This is a genomic window from Pseudomonas sp. DTU_2021_1001937_2_SI_NGA_ILE_001 (assembly GCF_032463525.1).
Lineage (GTDB): Bacteria > Pseudomonadota > Gammaproteobacteria > Pseudomonadales > Pseudomonadaceae > Aquipseudomonas.
On record NZ_CP135971.1, the window covers coordinates 3242306 to 3263902 of the forward strand.

The 21597-nt window shown below is 64.3% G+C and carries 18 protein-coding genes; 8 read left to right on the forward strand and 10 right to left on the reverse strand.

Going from position 1 to position 21597, the window contains the following annotated elements; all coding sequences use genetic code 11:
• Positions 1-194 precede the first annotated feature (194 nt).
• The 9 genes from RRX38_RS13910 to bioB form a co-directional block, all read right to left on the reverse strand.
• Complete coding sequence (locus RRX38_RS13910) at positions 195-1973, reverse strand: acyl-CoA dehydrogenase C-terminal domain-containing protein (RefSeq protein WP_315959611.1); 1779 nt, start codon at positions 1971-1973, stop codon at positions 195-197.
• Positions 1974-2187: 214 nt separating this feature from the next.
• Positions 2188-3486 carry a GGDEF domain-containing protein gene (locus RRX38_RS13915; protein WP_315959612.1) on the reverse strand — a complete coding sequence of 433 codons (1299 nt, stop codon included), beginning with the start codon at positions 3484-3486 and terminating at the stop codon, positions 2188-2190.
• Positions 3487-3733: 247 nt separating this feature from the next.
• The gene (locus RRX38_RS13920; RefSeq protein WP_315959613.1) at positions 3734-5539 is read right to left on the reverse strand and encodes a phenylacyl-CoA dehydrogenase; all 1806 of its coding nucleotides are present in this window, start codon (positions 5537-5539) and stop codon (positions 3734-3736) included.
• Between the two features lie 347 nt (positions 5540-5886).
• Positions 5887-6183, reverse strand: coding sequence for a pyrroloquinoline quinone biosynthesis protein PqqE (locus RRX38_RS13925; protein WP_315959614.1), 297 nt, complete (start codon positions 6181-6183; stop codon positions 5887-5889).
• A 138-nt stretch (positions 6184-6321) separates the two neighbouring features.
• Positions 6322-7011 carry a dethiobiotin synthase gene (gene bioD / locus RRX38_RS13930; RefSeq protein ID WP_315959615.1) on the reverse strand — a complete coding sequence of 230 codons (690 nt, stop codon included), beginning with the start codon at positions 7009-7011 and terminating at the stop codon, positions 6322-6324.
• The gene (gene bioC / locus RRX38_RS13935) at positions 7008-7820 is read right to left on the reverse strand and encodes a malonyl-ACP O-methyltransferase BioC (RefSeq protein ID WP_315959616.1); all 813 of its coding nucleotides are present in this window, start codon (positions 7818-7820) and stop codon (positions 7008-7010) included. Before bioC ends, bioD begins: the two co-directional genes overlap by 4 nt.
• Positions 7813-8544 carry an alpha/beta fold hydrolase gene (locus RRX38_RS13940; RefSeq protein ID WP_315959617.1) on the reverse strand — a complete coding sequence of 244 codons (732 nt, stop codon included), beginning with the start codon at positions 8542-8544 and terminating at the stop codon, positions 7813-7815. Before RRX38_RS13940 ends, bioC begins: the two co-directional genes overlap by 8 nt.
• The gene (bioF, locus tag RRX38_RS13945; RefSeq protein ID WP_315959618.1) at positions 8537-9727 is read right to left on the reverse strand and encodes an 8-amino-7-oxononanoate synthase; all 1191 of its coding nucleotides are present in this window, start codon (positions 9725-9727) and stop codon (positions 8537-8539) included. The genes RRX38_RS13940 and bioF overlap by 8 nt, the downstream gene beginning before the upstream one ends.
• Position 9728: 1 nt before the next feature.
• Positions 9729-10787, reverse strand: a complete 1059-nt coding sequence (gene bioB, locus RRX38_RS13950; protein ID WP_315959619.1) for a biotin synthase BioB — start codon at positions 10785-10787, stop codon at positions 9729-9731.
• Between the two features lie 99 nt (positions 10788-10886).
• On the opposite strand from bioB, the gene RRX38_RS13955 reads away from it, so the two are divergent.
• The 8 genes from RRX38_RS13955 (at position 10887) to RRX38_RS13990 (ending at position 20613) form a co-directional block, all read left to right on the forward strand.
• On the forward strand, positions 10887-11621 hold the full coding sequence (locus tag RRX38_RS13955) for a ComF family protein (protein WP_315959620.1): 735 nt from the start codon (positions 10887-10889) through the stop codon (positions 11619-11621).
• A 218-nt stretch (positions 11622-11839) separates the two neighbouring features.
• Positions 11840-12604, forward strand: coding sequence for a TOBE domain-containing protein (locus RRX38_RS13960; protein WP_315959621.1), 765 nt, complete (start codon positions 11840-11842; stop codon positions 12602-12604).
• A gap of 83 nt (positions 12605-12687) precedes the next feature.
• Positions 12688-14589: a PhoX family phosphatase gene (locus tag RRX38_RS13965; RefSeq protein ID WP_315959622.1), complete on the forward strand. Its 1902-nt coding sequence runs from the start codon at positions 12688-12690 to the stop codon at positions 14587-14589.
• A 302-nt stretch (positions 14590-14891) separates the two neighbouring features.
• Entirely contained in the window at positions 14892-15866 is a 975-nt protein-coding gene (locus tag RRX38_RS13970) for a serine/threonine protein kinase (RefSeq protein ID WP_315959623.1), read from the forward strand.
• Positions 15867-15933: 67 nt separating this feature from the next.
• On the forward strand, positions 15934-16821 hold the full coding sequence (rarD, locus tag RRX38_RS13975; protein WP_295472730.1) for an EamA family transporter RarD: 888 nt from the start codon (positions 15934-15936) through the stop codon (positions 16819-16821).
• A gap of 865 nt (positions 16822-17686) precedes the next feature.
• Positions 17687-19450, forward strand: a complete 1764-nt coding sequence (locus RRX38_RS13980; protein WP_315959624.1) for an S-type pyocin domain-containing protein — start codon at positions 17687-17689, stop codon at positions 19448-19450.
• Positions 19440-19736 (forward strand): bacteriocin immunity protein, encoded by a 297-nt coding sequence (locus RRX38_RS13985; protein ID WP_315959625.1) that lies wholly within the window; start codon positions 19440-19442, stop codon positions 19734-19736. Before RRX38_RS13980 ends, RRX38_RS13985 begins: the two co-directional genes overlap by 11 nt.
• 40 nt (positions 19737-19776) lie before the next feature.
• Positions 19777-20613: a hypothetical protein gene (locus tag RRX38_RS13990; protein WP_295472725.1), complete on the forward strand. Its 837-nt coding sequence runs from the start codon at positions 19777-19779 to the stop codon at positions 20611-20613.
• A gap of 42 nt (positions 20614-20655) precedes the next feature.
• Here the strand turns inward: RRX38_RS13990 and RRX38_RS13995 are convergent, their stop codons facing one another.
• Complete coding sequence (locus tag RRX38_RS13995; RefSeq protein WP_315959626.1) at positions 20656-21168, reverse strand: glycine cleavage system protein R; 513 nt, start codon at positions 21166-21168, stop codon at positions 20656-20658.
• Positions 21169-21597 lie beyond the last annotated feature (429 nt).

Here is a 21597-nt window from a genome sequence, read left to right on the forward strand (position 1 = left end):
GTTTTCCAGACTGTTTCCCTGATTTCCCTTTCTTCCCGCCGTCCTGGCAGGTACTCCCTACGTGTCCCTTTTATCTGTTTGCGCATCCTGCGCGACGTCCATGTAGGTAGATTATCTTTGGATCCATTCGCCCGGAAGAGGCGATTTGCCGCCGCCGTTTGTAAGCCATGGCTTACAAAGGCGATACAGCAAAGTCAGAACTGCGCGGCGTCCAGCAGGTAAAGCGATTCACTGCCGGCGCGCACCGAGGCATTCAGCGAATGGATGCGCGGCAGCAGGCGGGCGAAGTAGAACCGCGCGGTGGCCAGCTTGCCGGCGTAGAACTCATCCGCGCCCTCTTTACCCTGCGCCGCCTTAGCCATACGCGCCCACAGCCACGCGTAGGTGACATAGCCGAACAGATGCAGGTATTCCACCGATGCCGCACCAATCTCGTTGGGGTTGCTGCGTGCCCGGTCCAGTACCCAGGCGGTCAACTCGTCGAGTGTGTCCAGGGCATTGGCCAGCGGTCGGGCGAACTCCTGCAGGTCGCTGTCGGCGGTGTCGATGAACTGCCGCACTTCATCGGAGAACAAGCGATACCAGGCGCCATTGGAGCCGACGATCTTGCGGCCCATCAGGTCCAGGGCCTGGATGCCGTTGGTGCCTTCGTAGATCTGCGTGATACGCACGTCGCGCACCAGTTGCTCCTGACCCCACTCACGGATGTAACCATGCCCGCCGAACACCTGCTGGCCGTGTACGGTGGTTTCCAGGCCGATGTCGGTGAGGAATGCCTTGGCCACCGGAGTCAGCAACGCCACCAGGCTGTCGGCGCGCTCACGCTGCTGGGCGTCTTCACTGTACTTGGCGATGTCCAGTTGCATGGCCACGTAGGTGGAGAACGCCCGGCCGCCTTCGTTGAGGGCCTTCATGGTCAGCAGCATGCGCCGCACGTCGGGGTGAACGATGATCGGGTCAGCCGCCTTGCCAGGGTTCTGCGCGCCGGTGGGCGCACGGCTCTGCAGGCGCTCGCGGGCGTATTCCACGGCGTTCTGGTACGAGCGCTCGCCTGACGACAAGCCCTGGATACCCACACCCAGACGTTCGTAGTTCATCATGGTGAACATCGCCGCCAGCCCCTTGTTGGGCTCGCCCACCAACCAGCCGCGGGCACCGTCGAAATTCATCACACAGGTGGCCGAGGCCTGAATGCCCATCTTGTGCTCGATGGAGCCACAGCTGACCGCATTGCGCTCGCCCAGGCTGCCGTCGGCATTGACCAGGAACTTGGGTACCAGGAACAGCGAAATGCCCTTGGGCCCGGCCGGAGCATCGGGCAGCTTGGCCAGCACCAGGTGAATGATGTTCTCAGTGAGGTCGTGCTCACCGCCGGTGATGAAGATCTTACTGCCGCTGATCGAATAGCTGCCGTCGGCGGCAGGCTCGGCGCGAGTACGGATGATCCCCAGGTCGGTGCCGGCGTGCGCTTCGGTCAGGCACATCGAACCGCACCACACACCGGCATACATGTTCGGCAGGTAGGTGGCCTTGAGTTCTTCGCTGGCATGGGTGTTGAGCGACACGCAGGCGCCGGAGGTGAGCATCGGGTACAGGCCGAAGGCCAGGCTGGCGGAGTTGAGCATTTCCTCGACCTGGGCGGAAACCACCTTGGGCATGCCCATGCCGCCGAACTCCGGGTTGCCCCCTACGCCTACCCAGCCGCCTTCGGCGTAGGTGCGGTAGGCCTCCGGGAAGCCTGCCGGGGTGCTGACCACCGTGTCGTTCCAGTGGCAGCCCTCTTCGTCGCCACTGCGGCTCAGCGGGGCAATGGTACGGCAGGTGACCTTGGCAGCCTCTTCGAGAATGGCGTCGACCGTTTCGCTGTCGACGGTCTCGGCCAGCGCCGGCAGGCTGGCCCACAGGCTGGAGACATCGAACACTTCATTGAGGACGAAGCGCATATCGCGCAACGGCGCTTTGTAGTCAGCCATGGCATACCTCGCGAGCAGCAAGCAGAAGACGTGAAACCCGAACCCTGGCCCTGAAAGGCCGGAAAGCCCGAGTGTAGCCGAAGAACCATGGCGACACGTAGAGGTCTGTTTGTGACCGATTGGTATTTTCAGGTCACAAAAGATTACCCCGCTGAAAGTAATGAACGTTCAGTGAAGCGCTGGCTGTTTTCAGGAGCAAATACCCGCGTGGGCCTCAGCTCGCGGCTTCGGTGGTGCGCACCGCGCCGCGTCGGCTGGTCTGCCCATGGGCCATCACGCAGTTGCGCCCGGCGCCCTTGGCGGCGTAGAGCGCCTGGTCGGCGGCCTTGAGCACTTCCTCAGGCGTACGATGCTCAGGCTGGCGCTCGGCCACGCCGATGCTGATGGTCACCGACACGCTGCTGGCCGCCGATGCGCCGCGCCGCTGGCGGCCCTGCTGGTCGTCCTGCGGACGGTTTTCCTTGTTGCGCAGTTGAATCTCGTACTTGGCGATGGTCTCGCGGATCACTTCCAGGTGCGGCAGGCATTCCTCGATCGCCTTGCCGGCGAACACGATGGCGAACTCCTCACCGCCGTAGCGGTAGGCCTTGCCGCCGCCATTGGTGATCTTCGACAGCTTGCTGGCCACCAGGCGCAGTACCTGATCACCCACGTCATGGCCGTGGGTGTCGTTGAATTTCTTGAAGTGATCGACGTCGGTCATGGCCAGCACATAGTTGCGCCCCAGGCGCTGCATGCGCTCGTTGAGTGCACGGCGCCCCGGCAGGCCGGTCAGTTCATCGCGGAAGGCCATCTGGTAGGCCTCGTGGGCTACGCCAGCGGCGATCATCAGCATCACCTGGCTGCACATGATGTTCAGCGTGAACGGCAGGATGAAGGTCTTGGGCAAGGCCCAGAACAGCGCCAGCAGGCCCACCAGCTGCGCGGCATGCAACGGCCGGGGCTTGGCCAGGTACTGCCAGATGAGTACGCCGAAACCGATGAGGAACATCAGGTACGACAGCTGTATCAGGCTCATCCAGGCGCCATGCAGGGCAGGCCAGCGAATGTCCGCCAGCCAGTTCTGCACTTGCAGCGGGTAGCTCTGCTCCAGGCCCAGCGCCACGCTGCCCACCACCAGCAGCACGGCCAGACGCGCGACGATGTCCTGGGCCAGGTGGGTGCGCTCTTCCCAGGCGGCGTAGAGGCTGTACATCACCGGCAGCAACAGGCAGGTGAGGTGGAAGATCACCGCCGCGTCTTCACGCACCCGGCCGTTGTCACGGTAGAAATCGGTCTGGGTGTCGAGCAGGTAATAGGCGATGTACACCGTCACCATCAGCGACAGCTCGCGCTGGCGGCGATACACCGCGCAATAGGCGCCGCCCAGCAGCAGCACGAGGGTCGGCAGAACGTTGAACAGCGAAGTGAAGAAGACGTTCAGGTCTTTGACATAGGCCGCCGCCAACCCTGCCAGGAACAGACCGCCGGCAGGCAGGAAATGACTCAGTCGCGCAGCGGATGGATGCAGCAAGGGGAATGTCTCCTACTCGGCATCGAGCAATGGTCTGACACAGTGGCATTGTGCCTTCTAATGGCGGATATGCCTACAGTAGAACCAATGGGTTAAGTAAGTGTTGTAACGGCAGGAAACTGAAAAGGTTTATCGGGGATATATGAAGGTTATCTAACAGCCTCGGCGCGCCAGGCACGTCGGCCCGACGCTGGCAAAAAAAAGCCCCCGCTCTTGCGAGCAGGGGCCTGGGTTTGCGGCGGGCGGATCAGTAGGCCACGCCGAAGTCCTCTTCGCTCATTTCCATCAGGTTGCCGGCACCGGACAGAATGGCTGCGGCGTGGCTGCGGGTACGCGGCAGGATACGCTCGTAGTAGAAGCGTGCGGTCTGCAGCTTGGCCTTGTAGAACGCCTCTTCACCGGTGCCTTCGGCGAGTTTCTGCGCCGCCACCCGTGCCATGTCGGCCCAGAAGTAGGCCAGGCAGGCGTAGCCGGAGTACATCACGTAGTCCACCGAGGCCGCGCCGACTTCTTCGCGATCCTTCATGGCCGCCATGCCGATCTTCAGGGTCAGCTCGCCCCACTCTTTGTTCAGCGCGGCCAGCGGCGTGACGAACTGGGCAATGGCCTGGTTGCCTTCATTGGCCTGGCAGAACTTGTGGACGATCTTGGTGAAGCCCTTGAGCGCTTCGCCCTGGGTCATCAGCACCTTGCGGCCCAGCAGGTCGAGGGCCTGGATGCCGGTGGTGCCCTCGTAGAGCATCGAGATACGGCTATCGCGCACGTTCTGCTCCATGCCCCACTCGGAGATGAAGCCGTGGCCGCCGTAGATCTGCACGCCGTGGTTGGCGGCTTCGAAGCCCACTTCGGTCATGAACGCCTTGGCGATCGGGGTCATGAACGCCAGCAGGGCATCGGCGGATTTGCGCTGTTCTTCGTCAGCGCTGTACTTGACGATGTCGACCAGCTTGGCGGTGAAGTACACCATGGCGCGGTTGCCTTCGGCGAACGACTTCATGGTCAGCAGCATGCGGCGTACATCGGGGTGCACGATGATCGGGTCAGCGGCCTTGTCCGGTGCCTTCGGCCCTGTCAGCGAGCGCATCTGCAGACGCTCACGGGCGTATTTCAGGCCGCCCTGGTAGGCCACCTCGGCGTGGGCCAGGCCCTGCAACGCGGTGCCCAGGCGAGCGGTGTTCATGAAGGTGAACATGCAGTTCAGGCCCTTGTTCGGCGGGCCGATCAGGAAGCCGGTGGCGCCGTCGAAGTTCATCACGCAGGTGGCGTTGCCGTGAATGCCCATCTTGTGCTCGATGGAACCGCACGCCACCGCGTTGCGCGCACCAATGCCGCCTTGGGCGTCGGGCAGGAACTTGGGCACGATGAACAGCGAGATGCCTTTGGTGCCTGCCGGTGCGTCGGGCAGGCGGGCCAGGACGATGTGCACGATGTTGTCGGCCATGTCGTGTTCACCGGCCGAAATGAAGATCTTGGTGCCGCTGACCTTGTAGCTGCCATCGGCCTGTGGCTCGGCGCGGGTGCGCAGCATGCCCAGGTCGGTGCCGCAATGCGGCTCGGTCAGGCACATGGTGCCGGTCCATTCGCCGGAAACCAGCTTGGTCAGGTAGGTGTTCTGCTGCTCTTCGGTGCCGTGCGCCGACAGGGTGTTCATCGCACCGTGGGACAGGCCGGGGTACATGCCCCAGGACCAGTTGGCTTCGCCGACCAGCTCGCTGATCGCCAGGCCCAGCGACTCGGGCAGGCCCTGGCCACCGTGTTCCACGTCGTGGGCCAGGCTCGGCCAGCCGCCTTCGACGAACTGCTGGTAGGCCTCTTTGAAGCCGGTGGGGGTCTTCACGCCGGTTTCGCTCCAGGTGCAGCCTTCGGTGTCGCCCACACGGTTCAGCGGCGCGAGAACCTGCTCACAGAACTTGGCGCCTTCTTCGAGAATGGCATCGACCATATCGGGCGTGGCGTCCTGGCAGCCTGGCAGGCTCTGGTAGTGGGCCTCGTAGCCCAGCACTTCATCACGCACGAAACGAATATCACGCAAGGGGGCCTTGTAGTCAGGCATAGCGAAAACCTCTGCTGGTGAGTCCCGGGGCGAAAGACCGGCCAATCGTGTGGATTATTGTGCAACCACGAAGCTGGGCCGACCACCTATCAAACAGTTGTTTGAAACTTACGTTTACACCCATGACCTTGTCAATAGCGCATCTCGCACCATCCGTCTCGTGCGGCGGCAGAGCGCGCACAGCCAGGGCTGCAGCGATGCTGGCGATGTGCTGACAGTCTAGATCAGGAGGGCCGGGTTGCGGGGTCGGTACACAGGGTGAAACGGCCAAAGGCCGGAAACGAAAACGCCGTGCGACAGGCACGGCGTTTCGCAAAGGGTTGCGGCAGGTCTGGGCCTGCCGCGGATCAGGCGTAGGTGTCGATCAGCGTGCCCAGCGCTTCGTTGCTGGCGCGTTGCGACGCCAGGCCGGCCATGATCTGCTCTTTGCCGGCTTCAAGCTCGACAATGTTGGCAGGCAGGTCGGAACGCTGGCTGCGATCCACCGAACGCAGGTTCTCAAGCTGGAAGTCCGAAGACTGGCTGCGACCGGAGACTTCGATACCACTGCTGGCGATCTGCGAAGCGGCCTGGTCGACGCGATCCAGCCCCACCTGCATGGCGCTCAGGCCCGGGTACAGCGTGTTGTTCATGGAGATTTGCATAAGCCAATCCTCAGCTCATCGTTACAAGCAAGGCTATTGAACCAGTAATAACGGCAAATTGCCCGCAAAAAAGACTAATGGCACAAGGCCTGGCGATAGCCTCAGTCGCTCATAAAAACACAATGCCTTGTGGATCAATCACCTGGCGCGCAGCAGCGGCTCCAATTGCAAATATCCTGCAACATCTTCGGCCCGCGCCTCTGCCAGGCGTGGCACGCACCCCAGGCACGGCGCCGCCAGTTGTTCTTCCAGCGTGCGCAGGTTGTCTTCCAGGCGCGAGGTCGCCGGGTCGACCACATTGGCGACCCAGCCCGCCAGCGGCAGACCATCGCAGGCGATGGCTTCGGCGCTGAGCAACGCGTGGTTGATACAGCCCAGGCGCACGCCCACCACCAGAATCACCGGCAGGCCCAGGGCAATGGCCAGGTCAGACAAATGCTCGCCACCGCTGAGCGGCACGCGCCAGCCCCCGGCGCCCTCGATCAGGCTGAAATCCGCACGCCGCGCCAGCAGCTGCTGCATGGGCGGCAACAGCCCCGCCACCTCCAGCGTCAGCCCGACTTCCCGTGCCGCCAGGTGCGGCGCGATGGCCGGCTCCAGCGCCAACGGGTTGACGTCCTGATACGCCAGCGGCAGCGAACACTGCGCCAGCAGGGCCAGAGCATCGCTGTTGCGCAGGCCATCGGGCCCGGCGACGCAACCGGAGGCCACCGGCTTGCCGGCGGCGGTGCTCAACCCCCGGCGCCGTGCGGCGCACAACAGGCCGGCGGCCACGGTGGTCTTGCCGACATCGGTGTCGGTGCCGGCGATGAAGAAGGCAGCACTCATGCGGGTTTTTCCAGTACGGCGTAAAGCACCTGGTAGGTGGCTGGCAAGCCGGCGTCGTCACGAAATGCCTCGTAGGCCTCCAGCAGGCGACGCATGCGCTCGCGCCCGGTCAGCCCGGTGGGTCGGCCAGGATTGAGATTGTGTGCGCCCAGGGCCTTGAGTTCATGGGTCAGGCTGCGCACATCCGGGTAATGCAGCACGTGCGGCAGCACCTCCAGGCTGTGCAGACGCAGACCGCTGGCCTGGCACAGACGCTGGTAATCCTCGAAGGCGCGGAAGCGATTGACATGCACCAGGCCATCGACCTGCTCCCAGCTGGCGCGCAGCTCGTGCAGGGTACCGACGCACAGGCTGGAAAACGCCAACACGCCGCCGGGACGGAGCACCCGCCGCGCTTCGGCCAGCACGGCGGCGAAGCCGGCGCACCACTGCACGGCCAGGCTGGAGAAGACCAGCTCCATGCTTTCATCGAGCAGCGGCAGGCTTTCCGCATCGCCGGCCACGAAGTGCGTGGCGCCGCCCAGTGGCCGGGCATGGCGCAGCATGCCTTCGGCGATGTCCAGCGCCACGCCTTCGGCCTGGGGAAACCGCTGCGCCAGGGCGCGGCTGAAATGCCCGGTGCCGCAGCCCAGGTCCAGCCAGCGCGCCGGTGCCAATGGCGCTGGCAAGCGCTGCAACAGGCATTGGCCTACCGCGCGCTGCAGCTCGGCCACGCTGTCGTAGCTGGCCGCTGCTCTGGAGAAGGACGCCGCCACCTGCTGCTTGGCCGGCAGGCCGCCGGGACGGGGTACGCTGGAAAGGTCAGTCATCGTCGGACTCGTGCAGGAACGCCCGGATCGCCGCCGCCACTCCATGGGGGTTTTCCAGGATGAAAGCATGGCTGGCCTGTTCGATCAGGCCGACCTCCACGTCGGGCAGCAACGCCAGCAGGTCGCTGGCCGCCTCGGCCGGCACCAGGGCATCGTGACCGGCGAACAGATGCAGTTGCGGGCCGCGATAGCTCTGCAGGGCCTCGCGGGTATCCAGGGCCTGCAACACGCGCAGGCCATCGAGCAGCGCTTCGGGTGACGCGTGCGGGGCGCCAGCCTTGAGCTGGCGGGACAACCCGCGCGGGTCGGCGCTGCCCTGGCTGCACAACAGGCTGAAGCGCCGCAGGGTCAGCTCGGGGTCCTGCTCGCAACCGGCCAGAAAGGCCACGAAATCCTCTGCCGCCATGGCGTGCGGCCAGGCACCGTGGGGCACGAAGCAGGCGTTGCTGGCCAGGGTCAGCAGACCGCAGCAGCCTTCGCCCCGGCGCGCCGCCAGTTCAGCGGCGAGCATGCCGCCCAGCGACCAGCCGCCCAGCCAGGCATCGGCGGGCAGGCTGTCGTCCAGTTCGTCGAGCCACTGCCGCAAGTCGGCAGTGCCGGGTTGCGGCAAGGGTTCGATTTCCACCGTCAGGCGTTCGTCCAACCCACGCAAGGCCGCAGCCAGCGGCTCCAGCGGCGAAACCCCCAGCCCCCAGCCGGGCAACAGCACCAGACGATCACGCATGCTTCGACTCCTTCGCCTCATCCACCGCCAGCAGTGGCCAGCACTGCGCCAATGCTTCCAACAGTAGCTGCACATCGGCGGCGCTGTGCGCGGCGCTGAAGGTCACGCGCAAGCGCGCGCTGCCGGCCGGCACGGTGGGCGGGCGAATGGCGGTGACCAGCAGGCCGCGCTCGCGCAGCAGCTGCGACAGGCGCAAGGCCCGCCCGGCATCGCCGATGAGAATCGGCTGGATGGGCGTGGCGCTGTCCATCAGGGTCAGGCCGATCTGCTCGGCGCCACGGCGGAACTGCGCGATCAACGCCGCCAGGTGCTCACGCCGCCAGTGTTCGCGGCGCAGCAGTTCCAGGCTCTTGAGCGTGGCGCAGGCCAGCGCCGGTGGCTGGCTGGTGGTGTAGATGTAGGGGCGGGCGAACTGGATCAGGGTTTCGATCAGCTCTTCGCTGCCGGCCACGAAGGCGCCCGAGGTGCCGAACGCCTTGCCCAGGGTGCCGATCAGCACCGGCACCTCGTCCAGGTCCAGGCCGAAGTGCTCCACACAGCCTGCACCGCTGGCCCCCAGGGTGCCGAAGCCGTGGGCGTCATCGACCATCAGCCAAGCCCCTCGTGACTTCGCGGTGCGCGCCAGGGCCGGCAGGTCGGCGATGTCGCCGTCCATGCTGAACACCCCATCAGTGACCACCAGGCTGTCGCCCACCGCCTTGTCCAGGCGTACCGCCAGGCTGCCGGCATCGTTGTGCAGGTAACGGCTGAAGCGCGCCCCGCTGAGCAGCCCGGCGTCGAGCAGCGAGGCATGGTTGAGGCGGTCTTCGAGCACGCTGTCGCCCTGCCCCACCAGCGCGGTGATGGCCCCGAGGTTGGCCATGTAGCCATTGGAAAACAGCAAGGCGCGCGGGCGGCCGGTGAACTCGGCCAGGGCTTCTTCCAGGGCGTGGTGCGCGCCGCTGTGGCCGATCACCAGGTGCGAGGCACCGCCACCGACGCCCCAGCGCTCGGCACCGGCCTGCCAGGCCGCGACCACCTCGGGGTGGTTGGCCAGCCCCAGGTAGTCGTTGTTGCAGAAGGTCAGCAGCGGCCGACCATCGACCATCGCCCGGGGCGCTTGCGGACCTTCCAGCAACGGCCGCTGACGATACAGCTGCGCGGCGCGGCGCTCAGCCAGGCGAGCCTGCAGATCGAACGCCATATCAGGCCGACGCGGCGTCGTAGAACAGCGCGCTGCTCTGCTGCTCCACCAGGGCTTGCTCGATGGCCGCCTGGTGCACTTCGTCGGCATGCTCTTCACGGGCCTCAGGCTGGATGCCCAGACGCGCGAACAGCTGCATGTCCTTGTCGGCCTGCGGGTTGCCAGTGGTCAGCAGTTTTTCGCCGTAGAAGATCGAGTTGGCGCCGGCGAAGAACGCCAGGGCCTGCATCTGCTCGTTCATCGCTTCACGCCCGGCCGACAGCCGCACGTGCGACTTGGGCATGAGGATGCGTGCCACCGCCAGCATGCGGATGAAGTCGAAGGGGTCGACGTCTTCGGCGTTTTCCAGCGGCGTGCCGGCCACCTTGACCAGCATGTTGATCGGCACCGACTCCGGGTGCTCGGGCAGGTTGGCCAGCTGGATCAGCAGGCCGGCGCGGTCGTCCAGCGACTCGCCCATGCCGAGAATGCCACCGGAGCAGATCTTCATGCCCGCGTCGCGCACGTAGGCCAGGGTCTGCAGGCGTTCGCTGTAGGTACGGGTGGTGATGATGCTGCCGTAGAACTCCGGCGAGGTGTCGAGGTTGTGGTTGTAGTAGTCCAGGCCGGCTTCGGCCAGGGCTTCGGTCTGCTCGCGGTCGAGCTTGCCGAGGGTCATGCAGGTTTCCAGGCCCATGGCCTTCACGCCTTTGACCATTTCCAGCACGTAGGGCATGTCTTTGGCCGAAGGGTGCTTCCAGGCCGCCCCCATGCAGAAGCGCGTGGAGCCGATGGCCTTGGCCCGTGCGGCCTCTTCCAGCACCTTCTGCACTTCCATCAGCTTCTGCTTGTCCAGCCCGGTGTTGTAATGGCCCGACTGCGGGCAGTACTTGCAGTCCTCGGGGCAGGCGCCGGTCTTGATCGACAGCAACGTGGAAACCTGTACGCGGTTGGCGTCGAAATGCGCGCGGTGCACTGTCTGCGCCTGAAACAGCAGGTCATTGAACGGCTGCTGAAACAGCGCCTTGACCTCGGCTAAAGTCCAGTCGTGACGCAGGGTAGCGGTAGTGCTGGCGCTCATCGGCGGCTCCTTGTAGGGGAATGGACGACGCGCCGGGGCAAAGACCCCACGCACGACACGGTTGTCCGGCAAGATTTCCGGCATAGTCAGGGAGCGGCCATGCTCTGTCAACCATACGAATATGATCAGGTTTACATCTGGTTAAAAAACAAACAGACCTGTTTGTTATGTGACGAACCCAGCGACACCACGTTGTGCATCTGCGTAGCCTGTGAAGCCGAACTGCCCTGGCTTGGCGAGCAGTGCAGCCGCTGCGCCCTGCCCCTCGATGCACCTTCGACCTGTTGCCGCTCCTGCGACCAGCGGCCACCGGCCTTCACCACCGTCGCCACACCCTGGCGTTACGAATTCGTCGTCGACCGCCTGATCACCCGCTTCAAGCACCACAGCCAGTGGCCGCTGGGCAAGCTGCTCGCCGACCTGCTGGGCCTGTACCTGCAGCACCGCTTCGACGAATGCCTGCAGCGCCCCGATGCCTTGCTGCCGGTGCCCCTGGCCCGTGCACGCCTGCGTCGGCGGGGCTTCAACCAGTCGGCCATGCTGGCCGGCTGGCTGGGCAAGGCGCTGGGCCTGGAGGTGGATGAACGGCAACTGCGGCGGGTTCGTGATACACCGCCCCAGCAGGGCCTGGACGCCAAGGCGCGGCGCCGCAACCTCGCCGGGGCCTTCGCTCTGGCGGACCCGGCGAGCATCGCGGGCCGACACCTGGCGCTGGTCGACGACGTACTCACCACCGGCACCACCGCGCAGCTCATCGCCCGCCAGTTGCTCGATGCCGGGGCACGGCGTGTCGACGTCTATTGCCTGGCCCGTACCCCTGCGCCGCAGGACTGAAGCCGCCACGCCCCTGAACACAATACGGGTCAGCTTGGCCGGGTAGGAGCGGCTTCAGCCGCGAAGCGACCGCCTGTTCACAGCAGATGCAGTGATTTTCCTGGCGCTTTCGCGGCTAAAGCCGCTCCCACCGGGCCACATGCCGCTTAAGCGAACGGTATTGGCTTTAGCCGGGATTACCCTAGACTCACGCCATCACCCGCCATGCAGCCGTACCCATGTCGCTATCGCCCTCGCTAAGCCAGTACATCGTCCGTCGCCCGCAACGCCTGGCCCTGTTGCAGCACATCGCCGAACAGGGCTCCATCACCCGCGCCGCCAAGAGCGCCGGCCTGAGCTACAAGGCCGCCTGGGATGCCATCGATGAACTCAACAACCTGTCCAACCACCCGCTGGTGGAGCGCAGCGTCGGCGGGCGCGGCGGTGGCGGCGCCAAGCTGTCGCCGGAAGGTGAACGCGTGTTGCGTCTGTACCAACGCCTGCAAGCGCTGCAAACCCAGCTGCTGGAAGCCGCCGAAGACGGCGCCGACCTGGAGCTGCTCAGCCGCCTGACCCTGCGCACCAGTGCCCGTAACCAGTTGCTGGGGCACATCAAGGACATTCAGCGCCAGGGCCTCAACGACCTGGTCAGCCTGGAGCTGGCCGGTGGTGGCCTGATCGACGCGCAGATCACCCACGACAGCAGCCAGCGCCTGGAGCTGCGTCCCGGCGCCGAAGTGATGGCGTTGATCAAGGCCGGCTGGCTCGACCTGCTGGCCGCCGATCACGCGCCTGCGGCCGGCTACAACGCCCTGCACGGCGAGATCGACACCGTGGTCGAAGCCCATGGCGGCCCCAGCGAAGTGCGCATCGCGCTGCCCAGCGGCCAGGTGCTCTGCGCCCTGGCCGCGCCGGCCCGCCTGCATGCGCTGGGGCTCAGGGCCGGCAGCGGCGTGGTCGCGCAGTTCGCACCGGCCCAGGTGCTGTTGGGTACGGTGGTGTAGGGGGGAGTTGTCGTCACCCGGTCGACACAATTTCGTCATGACGGTCACTTAATGTTACGGCCATATTCGTGGGAGCCGTGATGATGAAACTATTAAAAGACCACCAATCCACCGACCTCGAGAAGATGGTTGGCCTCACCCGCCGCAGCTTCATCGGCGCCGGAACCCTGTGTGGTGCGGCGCTGTTCCTCGGCGGCGACCTGCTCAGCCGCAGCGCCCTGGCCGTGGGTGTCAGCGAAGGCAACAGCCAGTTGCTGGGCTTCACCGGCATCAAGGCCAGCGGCGACGACAACATCAGCCTGCCGCCCGGCTACAAGGCCAACGTACTGATCAGCTGGGGCCAGCCGCTGCACGCCGATGGCCCGGCCTTCGCCCCCTCTGGCAAAGGCACGGCTGAAGCTCAGGAAGTGCAGTTCGGTGACAACAACGACGGCATGAGCCTGTTCCCGATCCCCGGCAAGCCGGACCACGCACTGCTGGCGATCAATAACGAATACACCAACTACCGCTACCTCTACGAACACGGCAAGGAACCGGCTTCCGCCGAGGAAGTGCGCAAGGCCCTGGCCGCCGAAGGCGTCTCGGTGATCGAGATCCAGCGCGTCAAAGGCCAGTGGCAGTTCGTCCAGGGTTCGCGCTACAACCGCCGCATCCACGGCAACACGCCGATCACCCTGAGCGGCCCCGCCGCTGGCCACGAATGGCTGAAGACCGCCGCCGACAGCAGCGGCCGCCATGTGCTGGGCACCTTCCAGAACTGCGCCAACGGCAAGACCCCGTGGGGCACTTACCTGACCTGCGAAGAGAACTTCACCGACTGCTTCGGCAGCAGCGACCCGCAGCAGAAGTTCGACGCCGGCATGAAGCGCTATGGCGTGGTGGCCGCCAGCAAGGAGATCAACTGGCACGTGCACGACCCACGCTTCGACGTGGCGAAGAACCCCAACGAGATCAACCGTCACGGCTGGGTGGTGGAAATCGACCCCTTCGATCCCAAGTCCACACCGGTCAAGCGCACCGCCCTGGGCCGCTTCAAGCATGAGAACGCGGCCCTGGCGGAAACCCGCGGTGGCCGCGCCGTGGTGTACATGGGCGACGACGAGCGCGGCGAGTTCATCTACAAGTTCATCAGCCGCGACAAGATCAACCACAAGGACGCCAAGGCCAACCGCGACCTGCTCGACCACGGCACCCTGTACGTGGCGCAGTTCGATGGCGGCGACGGCAACCCGGACCATCCGAAGGGCAAGGGCCGCTGGATCGAGCTGATCCACGGCAAGAACGGCCTGGACGCCGCCGCCGGCTTCAACAACCAGGCCGAAGTGCTGATTCATGCCCGCATGGCTGCCAGCGTGGTCAAGGCCACGCGCATGGACCGCCCGGAGTGGATCGTGGTCAGCCCCAAGGATGGCCAGGTGTATTGCACCCTGACCAACAACGTCAAACGCGGCGACGACGGCCAACCGGTCGGCGGCCCCAACCCGCGGGCGAAGAACCAGTACGGGCAGATCCTGCGCTGGCGTGAAGCCGGCGATAACGCCTCGGCCATGGAGTTCGAGTGGGACCTGTTCGTGGTCGCCGGCAACCCGACCGTGCATGCCGGCACGCCGCAAGGCGGTTCCAGTAACGTCACCGCGCAGAACATGTTCAACAGCCCCGACGGCCTGGGCTTCGACGCCGCCGGGCGGCTGTGGATCCTCACCGACGGCGACACCAGCGACAAGGGCGACTTCGCCGGCATGGGCAACAACCAGATGCTCTGCGCCGACCCGCGCAGCGGCGAGATTCGCCGCTTCATGGTCGGGCCGATCGGCTGCGAGGTCACTGGCATCAGCTTTGCGCCGGACTACAAGACGATGTTCGTCGGCATCCAGCACCCAGGCGAGAACGGCGGCTCGACCTTCCCCGAGCACCTGCCCAACGGCAAGCCACGCTCCTCGGTGATGGCGATCACCCGCGACGACGGTGGCATCATCGGCGCCTGAACACGCAGGTGAATCGCGCGCCTGTGCTCTTGTTGCAGCGTGCTCGCGAAGAGGCCGGCTTTTGTTGGAGCCAGCTTGCTCGCGAAAAAACCGACACCGGATGCGAGCATGACGCCGGTTTCGCCACCCTGTGGGACCGGCTTCAGCCGGGAAGCCTTTCGCGGCTCAAGCCGCTCCCACAGGGTGAACTGCTGTAACGGCGAATTTGCCGCTACCTGTGCCGGCCAATCGGCTGCGACGACACCGCCGCCTGCGTTACCATCAGCGGTCTACGCAGCGGTTCGTTGCGCATAGGAGCCCGCATGTCTCATCCTTTCGCAGCACTCACCCCCGACCTGGTTCTCGATGCCGTGGAAAGCATCGGCTTTCTCAGCGATGCCCGGGTCCTGGCCCTCAACAGTTACGAAAACCGTGTGTACCAGGTGGGCATCGAAGGCGAGCAGCCGCTGATCGCCAAGTTCTATCGCCCCGGGCGCTGGAGCAACGAGGCGATTCTCGAAGAACACCGCTTCACCGCCGAACTGCAAGCCGTGGAGGTGCCGGTGGTTGCGCCCCTGGAGCACCAGGGCCGTACCCTGTTCGAACACGGCGATTTCCGCTTCACCCTGTTCCCGCGTCGCGGTGGCCGCGCTCCGGAGCCGGGCAACCTTGACCAGTTGTACCGCCTGGGCCAGTTGCTCGGCCGCCTGCATGCCGTCGGTTCCACCCGCCCGTTCGAACACCGTGAAACCCTGGCCGTGCAGAACTTCGGCCACGACTCGGTGAACTACCTGCTCGACAACGGCTGCATTCCCCGCGACCTGCTGCCGGCCTACGAGTCGGTGGCCCGCGACCTGCTCAAGCGCATCGAAGACGCCTACGCCGCCACGCCACACGACAACATCCGCATGCACGGTGACTGTCACCCCGGCAACATGATCTGCCGCGACGAAGTCTTCCATATCGTCGACCTGGATGACTGCCGCATGGGTCCGGCAGTGCAGGACTTGTGGATGATGCTCGCCGGTGACCGCCAGGAATGCATGACCCAGCTGGCCGAACTGCTCGACGGCTACGACGAGTTCCACGACTTCGAACCGCGCCAGCTGGCACTGATCGAACCGCTGCGTGCCCTGCGCCTGATGCACTACAGCGCGTGGCTGGCACGCCGCTGGGACGACCCGGCTTTCCCGCACAGCTTCCCGTGGTTCGGCAGCGAGCGCTACTGGGGCGACCACATCCTGGCCCTGCGCGAACAGCTCGCCGCCCTGCGCGAAGAACCGCTGAAACGCTTCTGATCCATCCGGCGCCTGCCGACGGCGCCCACCACCACAATCACAAGATGTCGGTTACAAGGACTTTGCAATGCACACTGCCAACCCGCGCCACGGCTACATTCTGGGCCTGTCGGCCTACATCATCTGGGGCCTGTTCCCCATGTACTTCAAACTCATCCAGTCGGTGCCGGCCCTGGAAATCATCATCCACCGCGCGCTGTGGTCCGCGCTGTTCGGTGCGCTGCTGCTGGCGGTATGGAAACACCCCGGCTGGTTCCGCGAACTGCGCGCCCACCCGCAGCGCTTCGCGATCCTGGCCTTCAGCGGCACGCTGATCGCCAGCAACTGGCTGATCTACGTGTGGGCGGTAAACAACGAGCGCATGCTCGAAGCCAGCCTGGGCTACTACATCAACCCGCTGGTCAACGTGCTGCTGGGCCTGCTGCTGCTCGGTGAGCGGCTGCGCCGCCTGCAATGGCTGGCCGTGGGCCTGGCGACCCTGGGCGTGGCCCAGCAGGTATGGCACGTCGGCAGCCTGCCCTGGGTGTCCTTGAGCCTGGCGCTGACCTTCGGCTTCTACGGTTTGATCCGCAAGCAGGCCCCGGTAGCCGCCCTGCCCGGCCTGGTGGTGGAAACCTGGCTGCTGGTGCCGCTGGCACTGGGCTGGCTGCTGCTGCACCCGGAGGCCAGCAGCCTGACCCCTGAAGTTGTCCACAGCCCGATGATCTTCTGGCTGGCCGCCGCCGGCCCGGTGACCCTGGTGCCGCTGGTGTGCTTCAACGCCGCCGCGCGTCACTTGCCGTATGCCACGCTGGGCTTCCTGCAATACATCGCCCCCACCCTGGTGATGCTGCTGGCGGTGCTGGTCTATGGCGAACACCTGGCGCCTTCTACCCTGGCGGCCTTCGCATTCATCTGGGCTGGCCTGGCGGTGTACAGCGTGGATGCCTGGTGGTCACTGCGCAAAATCAGCTGATCAAAAAACGAACAAACCCTTGCAGCCCTTGATAAACAAGGCCTGCAAGGGCTTGCCCCAAGCTTATCCACAGCCTCGCTCAAGCTAATTGTGCACAAGCGGGGGGTAATTGCCGTTTTTTTGACCAATCCCCGCCAAGCCTTACCCCGCAAGGCGCAACGCCTTGACTCCCCAGGTTATCCACAGGGGTATGCAGGAAAAGCCTGAATAACCTTGGCTCCGCTCTTCAGCCCCTATGAGTCCCGACCCGTGCGGCAACTCACAACAGGGGCAGTGATTCTTCTGGCGCTTTCGCGGCTAAAGCTAATACTGGTCAGTTAAGAGCTCTTCGGCTTTTGTTGGAGCTTGCTCGCGAACAGGTCAGTAAACTCCATGAATCTGCTGTGAACGTGACGCAGCCATCGCGAGCAAGCTCGCTCCAACGGTCTAATTGACCAGTATTGGTATTAAAAGCGGCTCCCCCAACTCAATTAATCATCAAATGACGCTAAAACAAGATAACTAAGTACCGCACTTTATCAACGCATTCATTTCATCCTGAACCGGTCGATGGATAACGGCTTTATACGTCCGCCATCAATAAAACCTCATCAATACGGCACGTGCCTATCAAGGTCCGGAATAACTTTCCGCGCCACGAACCCGCACGGCCATATTTCCAGGATGGAAAGAAATGAAAAAAGGAAATGGTACGTCCGGGCACCCCCTGGAACTTCCACCTGTCATTATCACCCCGAACCAGCCAGACCCACTTCCTACGGGCCGCAACATAGGTGGCGGCTGGATGATCCACGCCGGACCATCCGGTGGATTCTTCAGCAATACCGGTTCGTCACGAGGCAGTAAACGCAGACGCAAGCTGGCCATGGCCCAGGCGGTCGCGCAAGCGCAGGCTCGTGCTCAAGCCGAGGCCGAAGCCCTGGCCCATGCGCAGGAGCAGGCACGACTGGCCGAGCAGGCGCGTCTAGCCGAACAGGCCCGTCTGACTGAGCAAGCACGCCTCGAAGCCGAAGCCCAGGCTCGTGCACAGCGCGAGCAGGCCTGGCAACAGGCGCTGGATAGCCGCAGCAGCAGCTTTCAAACGTTCCAGTCCGAACTCGTCCGCCACCTTGAGCAAGCCAGTGTCGACCAGCCCACCGAGCTGAACGCAGAGCTCGATGCACTGACACCTTTCCTGGCCGACCTGTTCGGTACTTCGACGGCCACGGACCCGATCCTGGAGGAGAAAACCAGGATCAACTACCTGCTGGCGCAGAAGCAGGCCGAACTGCAGCAACGCAACCTCAAGGCGCAACACTGGCAGGCCGAGCTGGCGACCGTTACGCCTGAGCAATACCGGCACTACCTGGCCAGTCGCAGCCTGGGGGAGGCTGCCCGGGTCGAGCAGGCCCACCAGACCTGGCTGCAGGCACACGACAACGCCCACGAAACCCGGCTGCTGGCCGAGGCTGTGGTGTACCTGGAGCACCGCAGCGCAGCGCTCTCGGCACGCCACGCCCAAGCCTGGCAGGCAGCACAGGCCGCGCAACGCCTGCCTGTCGATGCGCCACCCGCGCCAACGGTACTGGATCGCCTGTGGTCGCTGATTGCAACGGCGGACCACCCGGCAAACGCTCCAGCCTCCAGCGACGCCCTGGACAGGGCCACGCAGATCGGCAAGCAGCTGTTCTACCAGGCCGCGCGCGAAGCGCTGAAAAGACCATCGGCCTTTTCCCTGCTGGCCTACTCACCCAGCCTGGCAGACGCCGAGCTGCCCAGCCCGATCCTGGCCAGCCCGGTCTCTCAGTTGGGCCTGAGCGACGCGGTCGATCTGCAACATGTCGGCAACACGCGGGGCAGCATCGCGGTTCCTTATCGGCTGGTCGAGGTCGACGAAGGCGCCGGCGCCATCACGCGCTGGACACTTGCCGACGGGCTGGAAGCCGGCCAGCGCGTGCGCGTGCGAAACGTCACGCACAACCTTCAGAACAATACCTATGAGTTCATCCGTGACGGCGACACGACACCGGCACTGATCTGGACTCCACTACACAAGCCGGCCGACAGTTCCACCTGGTTTCCCGGCCAGCAGCCCGCGCTACCTGCCGACCCCGGCCAGGACCTAGAGCCACAACCGGCCTGGGCCACCAGCCTGCCCGGTGTCACCCTCGCACCAGACGACTACATCCTGGTGTTCCCACCAGGCTCCGGCCTGCCGAACACCTACCTGCTGTTCAAGGACCCGCGTCGTCTACCGGGCGTTGCCACGGGCTATGGACAGCCGGTGACCGGCACCTGGCTGGGCGAAGCGGCTCATGGCCAGGGCGCGCCGTTACCGGCGCATATCGCGGATCAGCTAAGGGGGCGACGCTTTGCGAGTTTTGACAAGTTCAGGCAAGCGGTGTGGTTGGCAGTCTCTCGTGATCCTGAGCTTAGTCAGCAATTCGATGAGACGAATATACGCAGAATGGCATTGACGAATGCGCCTTATACATCCGAACAGGGAAAAGTAGGCGGACGGGATCGCTTTGAGATTCACCACATCGAGGAAATCGCTAAAGGTGGAGAAGTGTATGACATCGATAACTTGATCATCATGACACCCAAACAACACATCGAACTACACCGAGCACAAAAAAATGAACCTTAAAGAGAAACTTGAAGATTATACAGAACAAGAGTTCCGGGCGCTTATAGACCCGCTCTTTAGACCCCCGAAGGGCATGTCTGGAAAAGCACTGGATCGCTATACAACAAAGTTCGTAGCTCATTTCAGGAAAGTGACTGGACACCCTGCCGGCTCCGACCTGATCTTCTGGCCCGCAGCCGACCAGGAGGACAGCCCTGACGGTGTGTTGAAGTCCATCAAGGACTGGCGCGCACAAAACGGCAAGCCGGGCTTCAAGGCGCCTGACAGCGACAGCTCCGACCACTGAAATCACTCAACACCACACGATCACACCGAGGACACACTTCATGGAAGAATTTCACCATCACTTCAGCCAGCTACCTGATTTCCTGCAACATGAGGTCAGCGCGCTGGTCGAGCACACCCCTGGCCTGCCCGGCTCACACGTCGTCGACCGCCACCGTATCGCCGCCGAGCAACTGGCGCACAGGAAGTACGCCGAGCTTGCTCCGCAGGATATCGCCGACGCCCGCCAGTTTCTGGGCAACCAGCCTTACACCAAGCCTGGCATCGAACATTACCTGCACCACCGTAACCAGGGCATCACGGGTATCGGTCTTCTGCCGTCGATCCAGAATGCCCACTTTGTCCTGGAGTCCACGCGCTTCCTGAACGAGTTCGCCCAGCGCGTAGCGCCCATCGTCGGGCGGCTGCGCCATGAGGAACATTTGGCCGCCGTACGCCATGCCGAAGAAATGGCCCGTCAGCATGCCGAACGGCTGGCGGCGGAGGCCGCGCGCCGTCTGGCCGAGCAACAGGCTGAAGAGGCCGCGCGTGAACTGGCCCGCAGGCAAGTGGAAGAAGCTCGTCAACGCGCTCGCCTGGAGCTCGAAGACTCCAGGCAACGAGCACAGCGCGAGCAAGAGGAAGCGACGCGCCTGCCGGCGCTGCACCAGGCTGAAGAACAGGCCCGCCTCGAGGCCGCCAGGCTTGGGGCCAATACATCAATCAGCGGGGCTCTGGGGCCGCAGGCCAGCGCCGTGGTCGACATAGCCTATGCGACGCTCAAAAACAGCATCGAGCAGGCCATCTCGGCCTTTCAGCAAACGCTGGGCGGCCATGTCGACCTGACTCAGGACGCGCCCTTCCAGGCACTCCTGCGCCGGGCAGCCACGCCCACCTGAATAACGGCGGCGCCGAGCTTCGCGTCTCGGCGCCGTACAGTGTCATTCCTCTTCGCGCAGCTCCACCATCAGGTCGTCGGCCAGGGTTTCCAGGTGCGCCTGCAGGTCTTCCAGGGTCAGGCCGTGGGGCACGCCGAGTACGGCGTTGGCGCGGAACAGCCACTCGCCGCTCATCGGGGCGGTGTGTACGTCGGTCACCAGGCGCTCCACGTTGACGCCCTGCCCGGCGAGCAGGCGGGTGATGTCGCGAACGATGCCCGGGCGGTCGTTGCCCACCAGCGACATGTGGATGGGCGTGCTGGCGGCGGGTTGCTGTTCGCTGTCTTCGGCGAGCAGCACACGAATGTCGTGGGCCGACAGCTCGTGCAGCGCGGCCACCAATTGCGCGTGGCGCTCTGCTGGCACGCTGACGCGCAGAATCCCGGCGAACTGCCCGGCCAGGCGCGACATGCGGCTTTCCAGCCAGTTGCCGCCCTGTTCGGCGATACAGTGGGCGATGCGTTCCACCTGCCCCGGTTTGTCAGGGGCAACCACGGTGACGACCAAGTGATCCACAGGCAATTCCTCTTGTTGGCTAGAGCACGGGGGTACGCAGCAAGCTGTCAGGCAAGTATAGGCAGACCTAGCGGCCTGGCCTGTGCCGAAGGTTAACCGACTCACTGGGAGCGCAAGACAGTCTGGTCAGGCGCCAGGTGGCTCGGTAGGAGCGGCTTTAGCCGCGAAAGCGCAGGGAAATTCACCGCATCTGTTGTGAACATGCGATCGCTTCGCGGCTGAAGCCGCTCCTACCGGGTCTCATCGAACGGCATTGGCTTGAGTAGGGAAAACTCCAACCAACGCACGACGTCGCCACGACATGCGTGACCCAATGGAAAAATCCAGTCGTTTAATGACGTATTTGGTCGCATTTTCACGCGCGCATTCCTCATGTAGTATTCCCCGGCGCGCACTACATAAGTAAACCCTTTCCAATTTTCGTGCTCG